The sequence below is a fragment of the Leifsonia sp. C5G2 genome (assembly GCF_013359685.1).
GTDB lineage: Bacteria > Actinomycetota > Actinomycetes > Actinomycetales > Microbacteriaceae > Leifsonia.
In genome coordinates this window covers 134,726-154,667 of the sequence record NZ_JABFMV010000010.1, presented here as the reverse complement: position 1 = coordinate 154,667, position 19,942 = coordinate 134,726, and the positions used below count along the sequence as shown (strand labels likewise).

Sequence of the window (19,942 nt, the reverse complement as noted above, 5' to 3'; positions counted from 1 at the left end):
CAGGATGCGACGGCCGCCGGCTGTCGGACCGGTCGCGCCGGTCAGGCCTTCCGCATGTACGCCCGGACGGTGAGCGGGGCGAACACCGCGACGATCACCGCGGCGCCGGCCAGCGCGATCCAGCCGTCGGCGCCGAAGGTGCCGTTGTTGGCGAGGTCGCGGACCGCCGTGACCAGGTGCGACACCGGGTTGATGTTCACGAACCACTCCAGCCAGCTCGGCAGCGTGCTCGGCGACACGAAGGCGTTCGAGAAGAACGTCAGCGGGAACAGGATGAGGAACGAGATGCCCTGCACCGACCCGGCCGTGCGGGCGATCACGCCGAAGAAGGCGAAGATCCAGCTGATCGCCCAGGCGCAGACGATCACGAGGAGGCCGCCCAGAGCCGCGAAACCGAACCCGGCGCCCGGGCGGTAGCCCATGGCGAAACCGACGATGAAGGTGATCGTCGTGGCGATCGCGTACCGCAGGGTGTCCGCGAGCAATGCGCCCGAGAGCGGGGCGATGCGCGCGATCGGAAGGGACTTGAAGCGGTCGAACACCCCCTTGTCCATGTCCTCGCGGAGCTGGACGCCGGTGACGACGGATGCGGTGATGACGGTCTGCACCAGGATGCCGGGGATGAGCTGGGGCAGGTACGCGTCGACGCTTCCGGCGATCGCGCCGCCGAAGAGCCAGGCGAACATGACGGTGAAGATGATCGGCTGCAGCGTCACGTCGAACAGCTGCTCGGGCGTGCGCCGCACCTTCAGGATGCCGCGGCGGGCCATGGTCAGGGTGTTCGCCAGCGTCTGGCGCAGGCTGACGTGGTTCTTCAGCCGCCGCTCCGAGGGCGGCGTGATGGTGGCGATGGCGCTCATGCGTCGACCTTCTCTTCCTCTGCGGACGCCTCGTCCGCCTTCTCGTCCTCGACGCCGTGGCCGGTGAGGGTCAGGAACACCTCGTCCAGCGTCGGCTTCTGCACGGACATCTCCGACAGGTGGATGCCCGCCTCGCGGAGCGTCACGAACAGGTCGGTGACCGTGTCCGCGCTGCGCATGGGCGCCGTGATGCGGGATCCCTCGGGCGAGACCACCGCATCCACACCGAGCACGGTCTGGATGGCGCGGCGGGCGTCCTCGACGTCGGCCGGGTCGGTGAGGCGCAGCTGCAGCGAGGACTCGCCGACCGACGCCTTCAGCTCGTCCGCCGTGCCCTCGGCCACGACGCGGCCGCGGTCGATGACGGCGATGCGGTCGGCCAGCTGGTCGGCCTCGTCCAGGTACTGCGTGGTCAGCAGCACGGTGGAGCCGGTGGAGACCAGGCGGCGGATGGTGTCCCACATCTGCGAGCGCGTGCGCGGGTCGAGGCCCGTGGTCGGCTCGTCGAGGAAGATCAGCGGCGGCTGCGCGATCAGGCTCGCGGCGAGGTCGAGGCGGCGCCGCATGCCGCCGGAGAACTTCTTCAGCGGACGCTTCGCGGCCTCGCTCAGCCCGAACTCCTCGAGCAGCTCGGTGGTCTTGGCGCGCGCCTCGCGGCCGGAGAGGCCGAGCAGGCGGGAGAAGATCATCAGGTTCTCGCTGGCCGACAGGGTCTCGTCGACGGAGGCGAACTGGGCGGTGACGCCGATGAGCTGGCGGACGACCTGCTGCTCGCGGCGGATGTCGTGGCCGAAGATGAAGGCCTCGCCGGCGTCGGGCTTCAGCAGGGTGGCGAGCATGGAGATGGTGGTGGTCTTGCCGGCGCCGTTGGGGCCGAGGACGCCGTAGACGGCGCCGGCGCGCACGGTCAGGTCGACGCCGTCGACCGCCCGGTTGTCGCCGAAGACCTTGACCAGCCCGTGGGCTTCGACGGCCCACTCCGAGCTGCGAGTCATGGTGTGTCCTTTCCTTGTGGATCGGTGATGTCCCGATCCTGCGCGCCCCCGCTTACGCGGCGCTTACGCGCCGCTTACACGCGCTTACGCGTCGCGCCCGGCGCTGTAAGCGGCATCCATGGGACGCGACACGCCGCAGCGCGCGCGCCGGAACGGCGTGTTGCGTCCCATGGATGCGCCGGCAGGTCAGGAGGTGCGGCGGGCCGACGCGAGGAGGGCCCGGGGGTCGACGCCGGCGAGGGCGACGGTCCGCGGGACGGTGCCGAGCTCGAGGCCGAGCAGGGCGGCGAGCAGTTGGAGCTGGTCCATCCGCTGCCGATGGTGGGCTCCCGCGATGCGGTGCGCCCGGGTGAGCGCCTCTCTCGCCGACGCGCCCCAGCGCGGGCGGGTGAGGCTGGGTGCGGCGAGCAGGCGCTCGGCGGGCAGCGGGCTGACCCCCGCGACGCGCAGACTGGCCGCTCGTTCGGCATCCAGGGCCGCCGCCAGCCCGTCGTGGTCGAACCCCACGGAGGCGAGCGCCTCCCGGAGGGGCGCGCTGCCGTCGCGCGAGAGGGCGAGCAGGAGGTGCTCGGCCTCGACGGCGGGGGAGTGGCGCTCCTGCGCCTCGACGATGGAGCGGATGACGATCGGTCGCAGCGTGCGCGAGAGTGGTTGCCCCGGCAGGTTGCTGACCGATCCGGGCGGGATGTCAGACATTGCGCCTCCTCAGTTCGATGCCCGCGGCGGCGACCCGGCGCAGGTGCTTCTTGTGGACCGCCTGGCGGGTCACGCCGAGCGCGTCGGCGATCTGCGTCCAGCTCCACCCGTCGCGGAGCGCGCGTTCGACCTCGGCGTCTTCGAGCCGGTCGGCGAGCTCGCGCAGGGCGACCACAGCGGCCAGGCCGTCGGCGACGCCGCCGACGGGATCGGGATAGGGTGCGGCGTTCATGTAAGCAACCATAGTTGCTTATTCCTGCTTGTCAACCTAAGTTGCTAAAACTGTGGGACGCGACACGCCGTTGCGCGCGCGCCGGAACGGCGTGTTGCGTCCCAGGGATGTCGCGGCAGCGGGTCAGGCGCGGACTGCGGAGAGGAGCGCGAGGCCGCGGGCGATGGCCTGCTCCGGGCCGAGGTCCGCGACGGGCGCACCGGCGGCGTCCAGCCGGTCGCGGCCCCAGGCGGCGGCGAGGCGCTCGGCGACGGCGTCGCGGTGCAGGCTCGCGACGTCCTGCCGGGAGTTCGCCCGGCCCGCCAGCGCGAACAGCGTCAGCCCCGAATCCAGCCATGTGTCGTCGCCGTGCGCCGCCACGGTGTGCGGGTCGAGCATCCACGCCGCGTAGCCGAGCATTCCGGAGCCGATCACGGGACGGTCGAGGTAGGGCGGACTGAGCCGCGCGCTCACCAGAATGCGGGTGCGCAGCGACGCGGCGGCGGTGTCGGTCTCCGCCCACTCCAGCAGGCCGTCCACCGTGGCGTGCGCGCGCAGCCGTGCCGTCAGGGCGGCCGCGCTGAGCATGATGAGCCAGGGATTCAGAGAGCCCGCGCGCCCGCTCGGCGGGTCGCCGAACGCGTCGAGTGCCTGGCCGTACAGCCGCACCGCCTCGGGGACATCGCCTTCGGCGAGCGCGATCTCCGCCATCCCGGCGAAGCCGATCGCGTAGTAGTCGGCGTAGTCGAAGCCGCTCCTGTCCACCTCCACCGCCAGGTACCGCTCCAGCAGCTGCCTGCCGCGGTCGGTGTCGCCGCTGGAGATGGCGTTGATGGCGATCAGCCAGTCCAGCTGGTGCATGTCGCCGTCCGCCTGCAGCCGGGCCATGTGGTCGTACGCGCGCTGCGCCCACACCAGGGCCTCGGCCGGATGCGCGAGCTGGCTGTGCGACTGCGCGAGCGACTGCGCGGCGGAAGCCATCGACCAGGTGTCTCCGGCCCGCTCCGCGTTCTCCCACGCCCGCATCCCGAAGGCGAGGGCCTGGTCGAGCTCGGCCCCGTTCTCGTACAGCTGCGCCCGCAGGAGGTTCCCCAGCGCCGCGCGCTCCGGGTCGCTCGACGAGGCGTACCGCTCGAGCAGTGCGAGCCCCTCCTCCGCGCGCCCGGCGTGCAGCACCAGGTCGGCCAGCCCGTCGAGCCGCGGGTCGGAGAGCGGGCCGGCGCCGCGCAGCCGCCGCAGCCGCGAGATCGCGCGGGCGGACGTGCGCAGGTCGATGAAGAGGAACGTGGCGCCGATGACCGTGAAGCAGGCGGCGACGGCGTCGCGGGCCGCGGGCGGCGGATCCCAGCGGAGGAGCGCGCCGAGCACCGCCGTCCCGAAGCTGATCACCTCCGAATGCGCGCTGCGCAGCGACCAGTAGTACGACAGCGCGGCGAAGACGACGGCGGTCGTCTCGTGGCGCTCGCCGTCGAGGGCCGCACGCAAGACGGCGACGAGATTGTCCTGCTCGGCGGTGACCCGCTGGAACGTGGGCAGCTGCTCCGGGCCGTGCATGCCGGCGAGCGCGGTCCGGCAGAAGGCGACGGCCCAGGCGTCCATGCCCGCGGCCACCTCGTCCTCCTCGGCCGCTGCGACCAGCTCCCGGTCGCCGAACTCGCGGACGGTCTCCAGCATCCGGTAGCGCAGCAGGCCGGTCGTCCGGTCCTCGGTCACCGTCACGAGTGACTGGGCGACCAGCGCGTCCAGGTCGTCGATCACGGTCGCGGCGCCCGGACCCGCGACGGCCTCCGCCGCCTCGGTGCTGAAGCCGTCCGGGAAACGGGACAGCCGGCGCAGCAGCACCTGCTCCGACGAGCGGAGCAGGTTCCAGCTCCACTCGATCACGGCGAGCAGCGTGCGGTGCCGCTCCGGGGCGGTGCGCTCGCCGCCGGTCAGCAACGCGAAGCGATTGCCGAGTCGGCGCTCGATCTCGTCGACCGACAGCGACCGGGTGCGCGCCGCCGCCAGCTCGATGGCGAGCGGGAGGCCGTCCAGGCGGTCGCAGAGGCGCGCGACGACCTCCAGCGGAAGCACGACGCCCGGACGGGCGGCGCGGGCGCGTTCCAGGAACAGGGCGACCGCCGGTCCGTACTCGCCGGGCGCGTCCGTGCCGCCGTCGCCGTCGGTGCTCTTCAGGGAGTCGAGCGGGTACACGCGCTCGGCGCCCATCGCCAGCGGGGCGCGGCTGGTCGCCAGCACCCGGACGGCCGTCGTCGTGTCCAGGATGTCCTGCACGTAGGCGGCGACCGCATCCACGATGTGCTCGCAGTTGTCCACGATGAGGAGCGTCTCGCGCTCGGCCAGGACCCCGAGGATCCGCGAACGCAGGTCGAGCTGCGCGCCGGGATCCGTGGGCCGCGCGGCCCGCGCCTCCCGGATGCCGAGGGTGGAGGCGAAGGCGAGCTCCACATCCTCCCCGGTGCGGACGCTCGCCAGCTCGACCACGATCACCGCGGGCGTGTGGACGGCGCGGTTGCCGACCTCCTGCGCCAGGCGCGTCTTGCCGAGGCCGCCGGGACCGAGGATGGTCGTCAGCCGGGAGGTCGCGATCAGGTCCTCGACGGCCTGCAGGTCGTACTCGCGGCCGACCAGGGCGTTCGGCGCCGCACGGAGGCCGATCCGGATGCGGTGGGGCGCGGTGGGCCGCTGCTGCTCGTCGTCGGCGAGCAGCTCGGCGTTGAGGGCGACCAGCTCGGGGCCGGGACGCGTTCCCAGCCGGTCGAGCAGCGCCTCCTTCAGCTCCGCGAACGCCAGCAGCGCCTCGCTGCGGCGGCCGGCGCCGGCGAGGGTCTGCAGCTGCACCAGGCGCAGGGTCTCGTCGAGCGGGCGGCGTGCGAGCAGCGGCTGCAGGTCGGCGAGGGCGCCGGAGTGGTCCCCGGCGGTGAAGCGCGCACGGGCGCGCAGCAGCAGGAGGTCGTCGTGCAGGGTGTCCGCCGTCTGCCGCAGCTCGTCGGCGAGCGGGGTGCCCCCGAGTTCGGCGCCCGGCTCGCCGCGCCAGAGCGCCAGCGCCGCGGTCGCCTGCGCGACGGCCTCTTCCGGGTCGCCGTGCTGCAGCTCTTCGGCCGCCTCGTCGAGCGCGCGGCGGGCGAGGCCGAGGTCGGTCTCCTCGGGGGAGACGGCGAGCGTGTAGCCGCTCGGCGTGGACTCCAGCAGTCCGTCGGCGCTCACCGTGCGCACCCGCGAGACCAGCGTCTGCAGGGCGGCGCGCTCCTGGCGCGGGGGAGCGTCGTCCCACAGATCCTCGACGAGCGACGGGACGCTCGCGGCGCCGCGTGCGAGCACGAGCGCGACGATCAGGCTCTTGCCGAGCAGCCCCGACGGCTCGCTCAGCTCGCCGGCCCGGTCCTCCACCAGAACCGGCCCGAGCACGGCGATGCGGGGCGAAGAGGACACGCGCCCGATCCTACCCATCGCGCCCGCGCGCGTCCCGCCGTCGAGTCCGCGAAGACTGCCCGCGACACGCCGCCTGCGCGTGCATTCTTCGCGGACTCGACGGTGGGGTGGCGGGCACGCGTAGGCTCGCGGCATGGCGTTCGATTGGTCGCAGTTCTACGAGGAGCAGGGCGGACGCGGGGTGAGGCCGACGTTCCAGAGCGCGATGGCCGCGTGGGAGGGGGAGCCCGGCGAGGCGATCGACCTCGGCTGCGGCGACGGGGTCGAGACGCGGCACCTGGCCGAGCACGGCTGGCGGGTGCTCGCGGTGGATGCGGACGCCGGCGTCGAGGAGCGCGTCACCGCCGGCCTGTCGCCGGAGGCCGCGGAGAGGGTGACCGTCCGGCGGGCGACCTTCGAGACGCTGGGGGAGCTGCCGGCGGCGGACCTCGTCTACGCCGGCTTCGCGTTGCCGTTCTGCGACGAATCCCACTTCGCGTACCTGTGGGCCGACATCCGTGAGTCGCTCCGGCCCGGCGGCCTGTTCGCGGGGGAGCTGTTCGGCCCGCACGACGAGTGGGTGGGCCGGCCGGGCATGAGCTTCCACGACCGGGCCCAGGTGGAGGGGATGCTGACCGGAATGGACGTGCTGCAGCTGGTCGAGGACGACCGCCGCGGGATGTCGTTCGAGGGCCCGAAGCACTGGCACGTCTTCCACATCGTCGCCCGCGCCTGACCCGCGACGCCCCGGCCCCGGCCCAAGCAATCAGCTCCTGAGTTCTTCGACCGGAACAGGCGTTCTCGCTCGAAGAACTCAGGAGCTGTTGGCTTGGGGACGGTCAGCGCAGGGTCTTGCGGGCGGTGATCTGGCCGGTGTCGAAGCCGAGCAGGTGCAGGCCGCCGTGGAAGCGGGCGTGCTCGATCTTCATGCAGCGGTCCATGACGACCGTGAGTCCCTTCGACTCGCCGTACTCGGCCGCCTCCTGGTTCCAGATGCCGAGCTGCACCCAGACCGTGGGGGAGCCGACGGCGAGCACCTCGTCGATGACGGCCGGGATGTCGGACGGCTTGCGGAACACGTCCACGATGTCCGGCACCTCCGGCAGCGACGCCAGGTCGGGGTAGGCCTTCTCGCCGAGGATGGTGTCGGCGTTGGGGTTGACGAAGTAGACCCGGTAGTCGCTCGACTGCTGCAGGTACGTGCCGACGAAGTACGACGACCGCGCGGGATTCGGCGAGGCGCCGACGATGGCGACCGACTTCGCGCCGCGGAGGATCCTGAGCCGCTCCTTGGCGTCCGGCCCGACCCAGGTGCGCTGCGACTTCAGCAGCTTCGCCAGCGGCGAGTCGGCCGGCACCGCGCAGCTCAGCCCGTTGGCGAGCTGGACCTCGGTGGTGTCCTCCGTTGTCGCGGTGGTCATGCGGCCTTCGCCTCCTCGACGGCGATCGTGAGCGCCTGATCCAGATCGTAGATGATGTCCTCCACGTCCTCGATGCCGACGCTGATGCGCACGACGCCGGGCAGCACACCCGCGTCGAGCAGCTGCTGCTCCGTGAGCTGGGCGTGGGTGGTGGACGCGGGGTGGATCACCAGCGTCTTCGCGTCGCCGATGTTGGCCAGGTGGCTGGCGAGGTTCACCGACTCGATGAACTTCTGCCCGACCTCCCGGCCGCCCTTCACGACGAAGCTGAACACGCTGCCCGGGCCCTTCGGCAGGTACTTCAGCGCGCGCTCGTGGTGCGGGTGCTCGGGCAGGCCGGCCCAGAACACCTTCTCGATGCGCGGGTCGGCATCCAGCCACTCGGCGACCGCCCGCGCGTTGTCCACGTGCGCCTGGATGCGGTACGGCAGCGTCTCGACGCCCTGCGCGAGCAGGAAGGCCGAGTGCGGAGCGAGCACCGGGCCGATGTCGCGCAGCTGCTCCGCGCGCAGCCGGGTGAGGAACGCGTACTCGCCGAAGTTGCCCGACCACTGCAGGCCGCCGTACGACGGCACCGGCTCGCCGAACAGCGGGAACTTCGACGAGTGCCAGTCGAACCGGCCGCTCTCGACCACGACGCCGCCGAGGGTGGTGCCGTGCCCGCCCAGGAACTTGGTGGCCGAGTGGATGACGATGTCGGCGCCCCACTCGATCGGCCGGTTGAGGTACGGGGTCGCGATCGTGGAGTCGATCGCGAGCGGGATGCCGGCGGCGTGCGCGACGTCGGCGAGGCCGGCGATGTCGGCGATCTCGCCGGACGGGTTCGCGATGGTCTCCGCGAACAGGATCTTGGTCTTGTCGGTGATCGCCGCGGCGTAGTCGGCCGGGTCGGAGCTCTGCACGAACGTGGTGTCGACGCCGAACCGGCGGAGGGTCACATCCAGCTGGGTGATGGAGCCGCCGTACAGGTTGGCGGAGGCGACGATGTGGTCGCCCGCGCCCACCAGCGACGCGAAGGTGATGTACTGCGCGCTGAGGCCGGACGCGGTGGCGACCGCCCCGAGGCCGCCCTCGAGGCTGGCGACGCGCTCCTCGAACGAGGCGACGGTCGGGTTGGCCAGACGCGAGTAGATGTTGCCGTACTTCTGCAGCGCGAACCGCGCTGCCGCGTCCGCGGTGTCGTCGAAGACGAAGGCGCTGGTCTGGTAGATCGGGAGGGCGCGCGCCCCCGTCACCGGGTCGGGGATGTTGCCCGCGTGGATCGCACGCGTGCGGAAGCCGTACTCACGATCTGCCATGGGCTCACGCTACCCGACCCGGCCGACACGGCCTCCCGGGCGCCGTAACAGACCGCAACCGGCGCTTGCTACCCTGGAGGCAGGCCCCGATCGGGGCCCCGGACGACGGTTCAGTACCCGGTGAGCGACAAGACTGGCCAAGGAGTCGGACCGTGTCCTGGATCGTCCTCATTCTCTCCGGCGTGCTCGAAGCCGTCTGGGCGACCGCCCTCGGCAAGTCGGAGGGGTTCACCCGCCTCTGGCCGACGCTGGTCTTCGCTGGAGCCCTGCTCGCGTCGATGGGCGGCCTCGCCTTCGCCATGCGCGGGATCCCGACCGGCACCGCGTACGCCGTGTGGGTCGGCATCGGCGCGGCGCTCACCGTGCTCTACGCGATGGTGTTCGGCGGCGATGGCTTCTCGCTGGTGAAGGCGCTGCTGATCGTCGGCCTGGTCGGGTGCGTCATCGGGCTGAAGCTGGTCGACTGACCCGGTCAGGCCGCGCTGACCCACACCGCGCCGAGCGCGAGCGCCGCGATGAGCACCCAGGAGGCGAGTCCCGTCACGAGGGCGCGCCACCCGGTGCCCACGAGGGTGCGGAGGCGGACTGCCGTGCCGAGGCCGAACAGCGCCATCGCCAGCAGGATCGTCTGCAGGGTGTCCGCGCCGCCGGTGACCGCCGCGGGGAGGGGGACGAACGTGCGGACCAGCACGGCCACGAGGAACCCGGCGACGAACAGCGGCACGATCGCCGGGCGCTTGGCCGCCGGGTCGCCCTCCACGTGCCGGCGGCGCTCCACGACCGCGGCGACGGCGACGATCGGGGCGAGCATGAGCACACGGGTGAGCTTCACGACGACCGCCACGGCGAGGGCCGCGGCTCCGGCGATCTGCGCGGTCGCGACCACCTGGCCGACGTCGTGCACCCCCGCGCCGACCCAGTGGCCGAACTGCTGCGCGTCGAGGCCGAGAGGATGCCACAGCAGGGGCAGCACGAAGATGGCGAGCGTCCCGCACAGGGTGACCAGCGCGACGGGCGTGGCGGCCTCCTCGTCCTTCGGCTTGACGACGCCGCTCATCGCGCCGATCGCGGAGGCCCCGCAGATCGAGAAGCCGGTCGCGATGAGCAGGGGCTGGTGACCGGGCAGGCCGAGCAGCCGCCCGATCCAGAACGTCCCGGCGAACGAGACGAGCACGACGGCGACGGTCGTCAGGATGGCGACCCAGCCGAGCCCGGCGATGTCGCCCAGGCTGAGCTTCAGGCCGAGGAGAACGACGCCGATGCGCATCAGCCGCTTCGCGCTGAGCGACAGGCCGGGCGCGAGCACGCCCGTGACCGCGGGGCGCGCGGCCGGGAGCTGGCCGACCACGATACCGAGCACAACCGCCGCGGTGAGCAGCGGCACCGCGGGCGCCAGCCAGTGCACGCCCCAGGCCGCCGCTGCCGCCAGCGCGCAGACGATCAGCCCCGGGAGCCAGGGGAGCGGTCGGCGGACGGCGGCCGGGGAGGAGGTCACCGGTCCATTCTGCTGCCCTCGCGATCAGAGGGCCGACAGCAGCGTGCCGCCGTTCGGCACGCCGAGGCCGGTGCACGCGTCCCAGCCGGCCGTCGCGGCGAAGGCGCCGTTGTCGCCGACCGTGATGTCACGGAAGCCGGCCGCGACCTGGCCGGAGCGGATGGAGTCGTAGAGGGCCGGCTGCGCGAGCCCGAGCGGCCGGCCGGTCGACTGCACCAAGCGGGCGACCAGGGCGGCCCAGAGCGGAGCGACGGCGCTGGTGCCGCCGATCACGGTGTCCTGCCCGTCGACCCGGATGCGGTAGCCCGTCTGCGGGTCGGCCACCGCGGACACGTCGGGCACCCCGCGCCCTCCCTTCCCGTTGGCGGAGCCGCCCGCGTCGGTGCCGCCGGCCCCGCTCGGCACCCCGACGCCCTTCTGCCACGAGGGCAGCGGGAAGACCGCGCTCACCCCTCCGCCGGTCGCCCCGCCGCCGCTGCCGTTGTTCCACACCGTCTCGGAGTGCACGGCGCCGGTGGACGTGTCCGCCTCCAGCCGCGTCCCGCCGCAGGCGAGCGCGTGCGGTGAGGAGGCGGGGAAGTCGACGTGCGGCCGGCCGTCGCCGACGCGGTCGCTGCTGCCGTCGTCCCCGGCCGCGACCGTGGTGGTCGCGCCGAGCGCGGCGGCGTCCTGCAGGGCCTGGTCGAAGGCGGTGCGCGCCTGCGGCGTCCACTGGTCCTCCGACTGCCCCCAGCTGATGCTGATGGCCGACGGCGTCGGGTCGGCGTGCGCGGCCGTCGACACCGCATCCAGAAACCCGGCGTCGGTGTTCGGCGCGAAGTAGACGACGATGGACGCCTTGGGTGCGAGTGCGCCGGCGACCTCGATGTCGAGCATGACCTCGCCGTCGGCGCCGTTGGGGTTGCCGTCCGGGGCGTTCGAGCCGCCGTCCACCCCGACCGCGGTGACCGAGGGGGTCGGGATGCCGAGGCCGGCGAAGTACGTGTCGAGGTCGGACTGCACGTACCCGCCGCCGAGCTCGATGATCGCGATGGTCTGCCCGCTCCCGTCCGTGCCCTCGGGGAAGGAGTACACCGTCCCGAGCTGCGGCGGCGTGTAGCTCGTGCTCACGGCCGCCGCCGGGACGTAGCGGAACTGCGTCCGCGCCTGCGGCCGGTCGTCGAGGCCGAGGACCGCGGTGACGACGCCGCCGAGCGCGGCGGGGATGCTGAGGCCGCCCGTGCGCTGACGGTACGTCGGCGCTTCCGCCCCGTCGTCCTCCGGGGTGGACTCGGCGAGGTCGGTGCCGAAGACCCGCGCCACCGTCTGCACCGGGCCGGAGACGCGGATGCGGCGGGCGCCGGCGTCCACCTCGTCGACGGTCAGGCCGAGGCCTTCGAGCGTGCTCCGCACCAGCTGGACGTCCTCCGGAGCGGCGCCGTACTTCTCGGCCAGCTCGTCCCGGGAGAGGGGGTGCGCGAACGCGCTCTCCGGCAGCTCCGCTCGTCTCCGGAGCACCAGCGTGGCATCGACCCGCACGTCCGGAGCCAGCCCGCCCCGGGCGCGGAAGCCCGGCCGCGCGGGGCGCTCGCTTCCGGGGAGGGGGACGAGGTCGAGGGGCTCTTCTGCGTCGGTCATACCCCTCGGTCTACCACCGGCGTCCGACAGCCGGGAGAGGTGCGGCTCAGACCCAGCTGGGCAGCCACATGTGGATCTGCCAGAACCAGAACGGCACCTGCTGACCCGTCCAGATCGGCCAGAAGAACGCGCTCACCGCGGCGCAGGCGGCCAGGAACACGCCGGTCCACAGGATGCCGCGCCGTCTGCGGTGCTCTGGATCGGTTGGTCTGCCGAGCACGATCCCGATCGCCGCCGTGAGAGCGAGGATGAGATACGGCTCGAAGGCGATCGAGTAGAACGTGAAGATCGTGCGCTGCATGTAGAGCCACCAGGGCAGGTAGCCCGCCGCGAGCCCGGTCAGGATGAGGCCGTAGCGCCAGTCGCGGTAGCGGATGAGCCAGTAGACCAGGAAGAGGATGGCGGCCGTCCCGGCCCACCAGATCAACGGGTTGCCGAGTGAGGTGATCGCGGACGAGCAGGCGTCGGCCGTGCAGCCGTCCTGCCCGTGCGTCGTGCCGACGTAGTACATGCTCGTCGGCCGCAGCATCAGCGTCCAGCCCAGCGGGTTCGACTGGTACGGGTGCGGCGTGTGCAGGTTGATGCTGTAGTTGTACATCTCCGTCTGGTAGTGCCAGAGGTTCTGCACCCACAGCGGCACCCAGCCCAGCGCCCCCGACCACTCCATGTGGACGCTCTGCGCCCAGTCGCGGTAGTAGCCGCCCGAAGTGAGGATCCAGCCGGCCCAGGTGGACACGTAGACCACGAAGGCGAGCGGGACCATGAGCACGAACGTCGCCGGGGCCTGCTTCAGCAGCGCCCCGCTGACGTAGAAGGGCAGCCCTTCGCGGCGCCGGGCCACGGCGTCCACCACCACCGTGTACACCGCGAAGAACGCGAGGAAGTAGAAACCCGTCCACTTGACCCCGGCGCACAGGCCGCACAGGATGCCGGCGGCGATCAGCCACGGCCGCCACCACAGCACAGGACCCCACGCCGGATCGCGTCCGGAGGCGCGTGCCGCCGCGACCTTCGCCGCGAGCCGGCCGGTCGACCAGCGGCGGTCGAGCAGGATGCAGAAGAACGCCAGCAGGCCGAAGAACATCACGAAGCCGTCGAGCAGCGCGACCCGGCTCATCACGATGGCGTGGCCGTCGATCGCGAACAGGAAGCCGGCGATGGTCGCGAGCATCGTCGACCGGAACAGCATGCGGGCGATGAGGAACACCAGCAGCACCGCGATCGTGCCGGCCACGGCGGTGGAGAGCCGCCAGCCGAACGAGTTCGCCGGTCCGGTGGCCGCCATCCCGAGCGCGATCAGCCACTTGCCGAGCGGGGGATGCGCGACGAACGACGGATCGTGCGAGAAGATGCCCGTCTCGCCGGCGGCGAAGCGCGGGTCGGCCTTGTCGGGCCAGCTGCCCTCGTAACCGAGGTTCCAGATCGTCCAGGAGTCCTTGACGTAGAAGGTCTCGTCGAAGACGAGCGTGTGCGGCGCGCCCAGGTTCCACAGCCGCAGCACGGCCGCGAGCAGTGTCACGGCGACGGGTGCGCCCCAGTACCAGAGGCGCAGGCGCGTCGGCGTGCGCAGCATCCGCGCCCACCAGTCGTCCAGCCGGGTTCCCGCGCGTTCGGGGGCGACGTGCGCGGCCGGGGCGTCGGTCAGCGGGGCGGAGGTCACCAGGCAATGGTAGGGGCGCGCGGCTGTGGTTCGCCTTCCGGCTGCCAGACTAGAGGCCATGATCATCCTGGCCGCCACCCCGATCGGCAATCTCGGGGACGCCTCTCGCCGGCTGGTGGAGGTGCTGGAGGAGGCCACGGTCGTCGCGGCGGAGGACACCCGCGTCGCCCAGCGCCTGCTGGCCGGACTCGGCGTCGCCAACCGGCCACGGCTGATCGCCGTGCACGACCACAACGAGCGCGACCGTGCGGCCGACCTCGTCGAGCTCGCCCGCGACCAGGACGTCGTGCTGCTCTCCGACGCCGGCATGCCCACCGTCTCCGACCCGGGTTTCCACCTGGTGGAGGCCGCGGCCGCCGCCGGCGTCGGGGTCACCGCGCTGCCGGGCCCGTCGGCTGTGCTGACCGCGCTCGCCGTCTCGGGCCTGCCGACCGACCGGTTCACGTTCGAGGGCTTCCTGCCGCGTAAGCAGGGCGAGCGCCACACCGCCCTGCGCGCGCTCGCCGCCGAGCCGCGCACGATGGTGTTCTTCGAGTCGCCCAACCGGCTCGCCGCCTCCCTCGCCGACATCGCCACGGTGCTCGGAGACGACCGCCGGGTCGTCGTCTGCCGCGAGCTGACGAAGCTCTACGAGGAGGTGCGGCGCGGAACGGCGGCCGAGCTGGCCGCCTGGGCGGCGGAGGGAGTCCGCGGCGAGATCGTCGTCGTGGTGGCCGGCGCGCCGGCGCGCTCGGCCGACCCGGAGGCGGCCGTCGAGCAGGTGCTCGCCCTCGTGGCCGCCGGGACGCGCCTGAAGGACGCCGCCGCCGAGGTGGCCGAGTCGACCGGCCTCGGCAAGCGCGACCTGTACCAGGCCGCGCTCGCCCGCAAATAGTTCCAACGGCTCATGGGCATGGGTGTTGGTCGCATCAATCGCGTCGTCGATTGTATGGAGCATCACGTTCTTCGCTAAGAAGCAATTGAGCGACCTCCGAATCCCAGTAGCGAAACGTCGTCAGCGCGTCAACGGCAGACTCTGCGATTTCAATGAGGGCTCGGGTGTCCGCCTCTCGTGCGCCCATCCGGTTGATATCGCGCATCGGCCACTTGTAGTGGACGAACGCATTTCTGTATTCCGCAACTCGCAGGATTCCGCTCGCTAGCTGCCGATCGATCTTCTCGCCGAGGACAAGCGTCCAGATAGCGCCCAGTTTGGTCGGAAGCGAGAGTCTTACGACCTGATTGATTTCCGCCTCGCTTTCCAGCTTCTTGGGATGCAAAGCGTTCCTCAGAATTGCATTGACTGTGTGCTCGTGCCACATGGCGTAGAAGACGAGTGCAAAGTCGTGCTCGCTTTCCTGCCGGAATGAGCGCGCTTGAGACAGGATCGCATCGACATGGGTCGTTCCTCCGAACGCGGGTTCGTCTGAAAGCAGTTGGTCGAGGAACAATTGCGCAGCATGGACTTTTAGTTCTTCGGGTGTCATATCGCCTGAGTCGAAGCCCTGTTCAAGCAACGACAAAGCGGCTGCGCGTGCAAATGCCGATGCTATTTCGTGCTCCGTTAGCTTCATTCCGTCAGTACCCTGTGCCATGGCTTGACGCTAGCGTGCGGATTCTGCGAGCAGAAACAAACCGGACAGGGTCTGTTTAGATGTGACAATGCAATCGCGTAAGGGTGCTTGCCCAAGCGGCCTCTTGCCCACGGCCAAATCGCGGTGCGGCTAAGTTGATGATCACAACACGACGGCGATCGGGAGATCGACGTGCAACTTCTTCATATTGAGGATCATGCACTCGAAGTTGGATCGGATTTCTTTCGATGTTCTCCTCACGATTTCTCGTGGCGAACGTCTCCACAGGCGCAGTAACACGCCGGATCGCGTCGCCGCGCGCCCGTAGGATAGTCACCATGTCCGACGGCTCCTCGTTCTACATCACCACGCCGATCTTCTACGTGAACGACGTCCCGCACATCGGGCACGCCTACACCGAGGTCGCGGCCGACGTGCTCGCCCGCTGGCACCGCCAGGCGGGCGACGACACCTGGCTGCTGACCGGCACCGACGAGCACGGCCAGAAGATCCTGCGCACCGCGACGGCGAACGGCACGACGCCGAAGGCCTGGGCCGACAAGCTGGTCGGCGAGGAGTGGCTGCCGCTGCTGAAGACGATCGACATCTCCAACGACGACTTCATCCGCACCACCGACGAGCGGCACGAGGTCAACGTCCAGAAGTTCCTGCAGAAGCTGTACGACGACGGCTACATCTACGCCGGCGAGTACGAGGCGCTCTACTGCGTCGGCTGCGAGGAGTTCAAGCCGCAGAGCGAGATCGTCGACGGCACGGGGGAGTACGAGGGCCAGAAGGTCTGCGCCATCCACTCGAAGCCGCTCGAGCTGCTGCAGGAGAAGAACTACTTCTTCCGCATGAGCCAGTTCGCCGACCGGCTGCTCTCGCTCTACGAGGAGCGGCCCGACTTCGTGCAGCCGGAGTCGGCGCGCAACGAGGTCGTCAGCTTCGTGCGACAGGGCCTCAGCGACCTCTCCATCTCGCGCTCCAGCTTCGACTGGGGCATCAAGGTGCCGTGGGACGAGTCGCACGTCGTCTACGTCTGGTTCGACGCGCTGCTCAACTACATCACCGCCGTGGGCTACGGGCAGGACGACGAGGAGTTCGCGCGGCGCTGGCCGGCGAACCACCTGGTCGGCAAAGACATCCTCCGCTTCCACGCCGTCATCTGGCCGGCGATGCTCATGGCCGCAGGGCTCGAGGTGCCCAAGCGCGTGTTCGGCCACGGCTGGCTGCTCGTGGGCGGCGAGAAGATGTCGAAGTCGAAGCTCACGGGCATCGCGCCGACGCAGATCACCGACACGTTCGGGTCCGACGCGTTCCGCTACTACTTCATGCGCGCCATCAACTTCGGCCAGGACGGCTCGTTCAGCTGGGAGGACCTCGCCGCGCGCTACCAGGCGGAACTCGCCAACGGCTTCGGCAACCTGGCGTCGCGCGTCATCGCGATGGTGACCCGCTACTTCGAGGGGATCGTGCCGCCCGCGGGCGAGTACCAGGAGGTCGACCTCCACGTGCAGGAGGTCGTGCGCACCGCGGCGGCCGACGCCGACGCGGCCATCGGGCGGCTGGCCATCCACGACGCCCTCGCCGCGATCTGGCGGATCGTCGACGAGCTCAACGGCTACATCACCGAGCAGGAGCCGTGGACCCTGGCGAAGGACGAGGCGCAGCGCGAGCGTCTGGGCACCGTGCTCTACACGGCCGCCGAGGGCCTGCGCGCGCTCGCCGTCCTGCTGTCGCCGGTGATCCCCGGAGCCACATCCAAGCTGTGGGAGGCGCTGGGCGTCGAGGGCGAGCTGGGCGCGCTCACCGCGCAGCCGCTTCGCGCGGCCGGCGACTGGGGCCGGCTGCCGGCCGGCACCGAGGTCAACGGACTGGCGGCGCTGTTCCCGCGGATCGACGCGGAGGCGGTCGCCGCCGTATGACGGACCCGTCGTTCGTCCGCCAGCGGCACGTCACCGACGGCCGCGACCTGGCGTACCCTCCGCTGCCCGAGGCGCTGACCGTGCCGGTGTACGACAACCACACGCACCTCGAGATGGCCGACGGCGTCGAGCCCCTCGACTACCGCGAGCAGCTCGACCGCGCCTCCAGCGTGGGCGTCCGCGGGGTCGTCCAGGTCGGCAACGATGTCGAGACCTCGCGCTGGTCGGCGGAGACGGCGGCGATCGAGCCGAGGATGCTCGCCGCGGTCGCCCTGCACCCCAACGACGCCCCCGACTACGACGAACGCGGCGAGCTGGACGACGCCCTCGCCGTGATCGACGAGCTGGCCGGCCGGCCGCGGGTGCGGGCCGTGGGGGAGACCGGGCTCGACTTCTTCCGGACCGAGGAAGGGCCGCGCCGCGACGCGCAGTTCCGCTCCTTCGAGGCGCACATCGAGATCGCGAAACGGCACGGCATCGCCTTGCAGATCCACGACCGCGACGCGCATGCCGCCGTCGTCGCGACCCTGAAGCGCGTCGGCGCCCCGGAGCGCACCGTCTTCCACTGCTTCTCGGGCGACGTGGAGCTGGCCCGCATCTGCGCCGAGAACGGCTGGTACATGTCGTTCGCCGGCACCGTGACCTTCAAGAACGCGCCGAACCTGCGGGAGGCCCTCACGGTCGCCCCGCGGCACCTGATCATGGTCGAGACGGATGCGCCCTTCCTCACGCCGACCCCGTTCCGCGGCCGCCCGAACGCGCCCTACCTCATCCCGCACACCCTGCGCGCAATGGCCGAGGTGATCGGAACCGACGCCTCGACCCTCGCTGCTCAGATCAACTCCAACACCGAGCTGGTCTACGGCCGCTGGGACAGCGAGCCGGTCGGCCCGCCGCCGACGCAGCCCATCGGGATCATCGCGTGAGCGAGGTGCGGCTCCTGGGCCCGGCGGAGATCCGCGACCTCGCCGAGCTGCTCGACGTCACCCCGACGAAGAAGCTCGGCCAGAACTTCGTCATCGACGCGAACACGGTCCGCCGCATCGTCCGTGTCGCCGAGGTGCAGCCCGGCGACAGCGTGGTCGAGATCGGCCCCGGCCTCGGCTCGCTCACCCTCGGCCTGCTGGAGGCCGGCGCGCGCGTGACGGCGGTGGAGATCGACGGCCGCCTGGCCGCCCAGCTGCCGCTGACCGTTGGGCAGCTGGCTCCGGAGGCGGCGGAGCGGCTGACGGTCGTGCACCGCGACGCCCTCGCCGTCGACGAGCTGCCGGCCGACCCCGTCCGGCTGGTGGCCAATCTCCCGTACAACATCTCCGTGCCCGTGCTGCTGCACTTCCTGGAGCACTTCCCGAGCCTGCGCTCCGGTGTCGTCATGGTGCAGGCCGAGGTCGGCCACCGGATCGCGGCGAAGCCGGGATCGAAGGTGTACGGCGCGCCCAGCGTGAAGGCGGCCTGGTACGGCGTCTGGCGCACCGCGGGCCAGGTGAGCCGGCAGATCTTCTGGCCGGTGCCCAATGTCGACTCGGTCCTGGTCGGGTTCGAGCGCCACGAGACCCCGCCGGGGGACGAGCAGCTGCGCAAGCGCACGTTCGCCCTGGTGGATGCGGCGTTCCAGCAGCGCAGGAAGACCCTCCGGCAGGCGCTGGCCCCCGTGTTCGGCGAGCCGTCCGCGGCCGCCGGCGCGCTCGAGCGTGCGGGCCTGTCGCCGACCCTGCGCGGCGAGCAGCTGGGTCTCGCCGGCTTCGTCCGGCTGGCCGCGGTCTCCGCCGGCTGACCGCAACCGCCCGGGCGTTCCGCGCCCGACCGGCCGTCGCACAGCGCCGAGCCCCGCGGGTGTGTAGGTTGGAAGCATGGTGGACGGCTGGGACGTTGACAGCGTGCACGTTCGCGCTCCGGGCAAGATCAACGTGTTCATGCGCGTCGGTGCGGTCATGGAGGACGGCTACCACGATGTCGCGACCGCCTACCAGGCCGTGTCGCTCTACGAGGACGTCCGTGCCTACCCCGATGACGAGTTCTCGGTGGGCTTCAGCGGCAGCATCGACACCGGCTCCGTCCCGCTCGACGAGTCCAACCTGGCCATCAAAGCCGCCCGGCTGCTGGCGAAGCGCACCGGGTACACCGGTGGCGTGCGGCTCGAGATCGAGAAGCACGTGCCCGTGGCGGGCGGGATGGGCGGCGGGTCGGCCGACGCCGCCGCGACGCTCGTGGCCTGCGACGCGCTGTGGGGCACCGACGTCGGCCGCGACGAGCTGCAGACGCTGGCGGCCCGGCTGGGCGCCGACGTGCCGTTCGCGCTGCTCGGCGGCACCGCCATCGGCACCGGACGCGGCGACCGGCTGAGCCCGGCGCTGGCGACCGGTCAGTTCCACTGGGTGCTCGCGCTGCCGGAGGGCGAGCTGAGCACGCCGCAGGTCTACCGCGAGCTCGACCGGCACCGCGAGCGGCATGCCGGCGACATCGCACCGGCGCAGCTCTCTCCGAGCGTGGACTCGGGCGTGCTGCAGGCCTTGCGCGCCGGCGACCCGGCCATGCTGGCGGAGGCGCTGACGAACGACCTGCAGGCCCCGGCCATCCACCTCGTCCCGAAGCTCGCGGAGGTGATCGAGCTCGGCGAGACGAACGGCGCGCTCGCGGGCATCGTCTCCGGGTCCGGGCCGACTGTGGCCTTCCTGACCTCCGACCTGGATTCGGCGATCGATCTCCAGATCGCGCTCAGCGCGGCGCGCGTGCACGCCGTGCGGGCGACCGGCCCTGTCCACGGCGCCCGCGTCGTCGGCGACTGACGGACGACGAA

The 19,942-nt window shown here is 71.5% G+C and carries 18 protein-coding genes and 1 riboswitch; of the genes, 7 read left to right on the top strand and 11 right to left on the bottom strand.

Features of this window, described 5'->3' with window-relative positions:
- Nucleotides 1-41 precede the first annotated feature (41 nt).
- The 5 genes from HNO83_RS14100 to HNO83_RS14080 form a co-directional block, all read right to left on the bottom strand.
- Nucleotides 42-860, bottom strand: a complete 819-nt coding sequence (locus tag HNO83_RS14100; protein WP_175338140.1) for an ABC transporter permease — start codon at nt 858-860, stop codon at nt 42-44.
- The gene (locus HNO83_RS14095) at nt 857-1,855 is read right to left on the bottom strand and encodes an ATP-binding cassette domain-containing protein (protein ID WP_175338139.1); all 999 of its coding nucleotides are present in this window, start codon (nt 1,853-1,855) and stop codon (nt 857-859) included. The genes HNO83_RS14100 and HNO83_RS14095 overlap by 4 nt, the downstream gene beginning before the upstream one ends.
- A gap of 186 nt (nt 1,856-2,041) precedes the next feature.
- Nucleotides 2,042-2,551, bottom strand: a complete 510-nt coding sequence (locus tag HNO83_RS14090) for a Clp protease N-terminal domain-containing protein (RefSeq protein ID WP_175338138.1) — start codon at nt 2,549-2,551, stop codon at nt 2,042-2,044.
- The gene (locus HNO83_RS14085) at nt 2,544-2,783 is read right to left on the bottom strand and encodes a helix-turn-helix domain-containing protein (protein WP_175338137.1); all 240 of its coding nucleotides are present in this window, start codon (nt 2,781-2,783) and stop codon (nt 2,544-2,546) included. Before HNO83_RS14085 ends, HNO83_RS14090 begins: the two co-directional genes overlap by 8 nt.
- Nucleotides 2,784-2,906: 123 nt before the next feature.
- A complete protein-coding gene (locus HNO83_RS14080) occupies nt 2,907-6,194 on the bottom strand; it encodes an ATP-binding protein (protein ID WP_349627214.1) in 3,288 nt (1,095 codons plus the stop codon).
- 133 nt (nt 6,195-6,327) lie between these two features.
- Here HNO83_RS14080 and HNO83_RS14075 point away from each other — a divergent pair, with 133 nt between their 5' ends.
- The gene (locus HNO83_RS14075) at nt 6,328-6,909 is read left to right on the top strand and encodes a class I SAM-dependent methyltransferase (RefSeq protein WP_175338135.1); all 582 of its coding nucleotides are present in this window, start codon (nt 6,328-6,330) and stop codon (nt 6,907-6,909) included.
- A gap of 103 nt (nt 6,910-7,012) precedes the next feature.
- Here HNO83_RS14075 and HNO83_RS14070 read toward each other — a convergent pair whose 3' ends face one another.
- Both HNO83_RS14070 and HNO83_RS14065 read right to left on the bottom strand, forming a co-directional pair.
- On the bottom strand, nt 7,013-7,594 hold the full coding sequence (locus tag HNO83_RS14070; RefSeq protein ID WP_175338134.1) for a CoA-binding protein: 582 nt from the start codon (nt 7,592-7,594) through the stop codon (nt 7,013-7,015).
- A complete protein-coding gene (locus HNO83_RS14065) occupies nt 7,591-8,892 on the bottom strand; it encodes an O-acetylhomoserine aminocarboxypropyltransferase/cysteine synthase family protein (protein ID WP_175338133.1) in 1,302 nt (433 codons plus the stop codon). The genes HNO83_RS14070 and HNO83_RS14065 overlap by 4 nt, the downstream gene beginning before the upstream one ends.
- A 78-nt stretch (nt 8,893-8,970) precedes the next feature.
- A riboswitch (guanidine-III (ykkC-III) riboswitch) is annotated at nt 8,971-9,034 on the top strand.
- A 10-nt stretch (nt 9,035-9,044) separates the two neighbouring features.
- Between HNO83_RS14065 and HNO83_RS14060 the strand changes: the two genes are divergently transcribed.
- Nucleotides 9,045-9,359, top strand: coding sequence for a DMT family transporter (locus HNO83_RS14060; protein ID WP_175338132.1), 315 nt, complete (start codon nt 9,045-9,047; stop codon nt 9,357-9,359).
- Between the two features lie 5 nt (nt 9,360-9,364).
- Here HNO83_RS14060 and HNO83_RS14055 read toward each other — a convergent pair whose 3' ends face one another.
- Genes HNO83_RS14055 through HNO83_RS14045 form a run of 3 tightly spaced genes read right to left on the bottom strand, consistent with a single transcriptional unit; the run spans nt 9,365 to nt 13,664 of the window.
- Nucleotides 9,365-10,387: a YeiH family protein gene (locus HNO83_RS14055; protein ID WP_175338131.1), complete on the bottom strand. Its 1,023-nt coding sequence runs from the start codon at nt 10,385-10,387 to the stop codon at nt 9,365-9,367.
- 24 nt (nt 10,388-10,411) lie between these two features.
- Complete coding sequence (locus HNO83_RS14050) at nt 10,412-12,004, bottom strand: S53 family peptidase (RefSeq protein WP_175338130.1); 1,593 nt, start codon at nt 12,002-12,004, stop codon at nt 10,412-10,414.
- A gap of 46 nt (nt 12,005-12,050) precedes the next feature.
- Nucleotides 12,051-13,664: a dolichyl-phosphate-mannose--protein mannosyltransferase gene (locus tag HNO83_RS14045; RefSeq protein ID WP_175338129.1), complete on the bottom strand. Its 1,614-nt coding sequence runs from the start codon at nt 13,662-13,664 to the stop codon at nt 12,051-12,053.
- A 58-nt stretch (nt 13,665-13,722) separates the two neighbouring features.
- Between HNO83_RS14045 and rsmI the strand changes: the two genes are divergently transcribed.
- On the top strand, nt 13,723-14,538 hold the full coding sequence (rsmI, locus tag HNO83_RS14040; protein ID WP_175338128.1) for a 16S rRNA (cytidine(1402)-2'-O)-methyltransferase: 816 nt from the start codon (nt 13,723-13,725) through the stop codon (nt 14,536-14,538).
- A gap of 34 nt (nt 14,539-14,572) precedes the next feature.
- Here the strand turns inward: rsmI and HNO83_RS14035 are convergent, their stop codons facing one another.
- A complete protein-coding gene (locus HNO83_RS14035) occupies nt 14,573-15,238 on the bottom strand; it encodes a hypothetical protein (protein WP_175338127.1) in 666 nt (221 codons plus the stop codon).
- 317 nt (nt 15,239-15,555) lie between these two features.
- On the opposite strand from HNO83_RS14035, the gene metG reads away from it, so the two are divergent.
- From metG to HNO83_RS14015, 4 genes are all read left to right on the top strand, one after another.
- The gene (gene metG / locus HNO83_RS14030; RefSeq protein ID WP_175338126.1) at nt 15,556-17,145 is read left to right on the top strand and encodes a methionine--tRNA ligase; all 1,590 of its coding nucleotides are present in this window, start codon (nt 15,556-15,558) and stop codon (nt 17,143-17,145) included.
- A complete protein-coding gene (locus HNO83_RS14025; protein ID WP_175338125.1) occupies nt 17,142-18,071 on the top strand; it encodes a TatD family hydrolase in 930 nt (309 codons plus the stop codon). Before metG ends, HNO83_RS14025 begins: the two co-directional genes overlap by 4 nt.
- Entirely contained in the window at nt 18,068-18,919 is an 852-nt protein-coding gene (gene rsmA / locus HNO83_RS14020) for a 16S rRNA (adenine(1518)-N(6)/adenine(1519)-N(6))-dimethyltransferase RsmA (protein WP_175338124.1), read from the top strand. The genes HNO83_RS14025 and rsmA overlap by 4 nt, the downstream gene beginning before the upstream one ends.
- Nucleotides 18,920-18,995: 76 nt before the next feature.
- Nucleotides 18,996-19,931 (top strand): 4-(cytidine 5'-diphospho)-2-C-methyl-D-erythritol kinase, encoded by a 936-nt coding sequence (locus HNO83_RS14015; RefSeq protein ID WP_175338123.1) that lies wholly within the window; start codon nt 18,996-18,998, stop codon nt 19,929-19,931.
- The last annotated feature ends 11 nt before the right edge of the window (nt 19,932-19,942 follow it).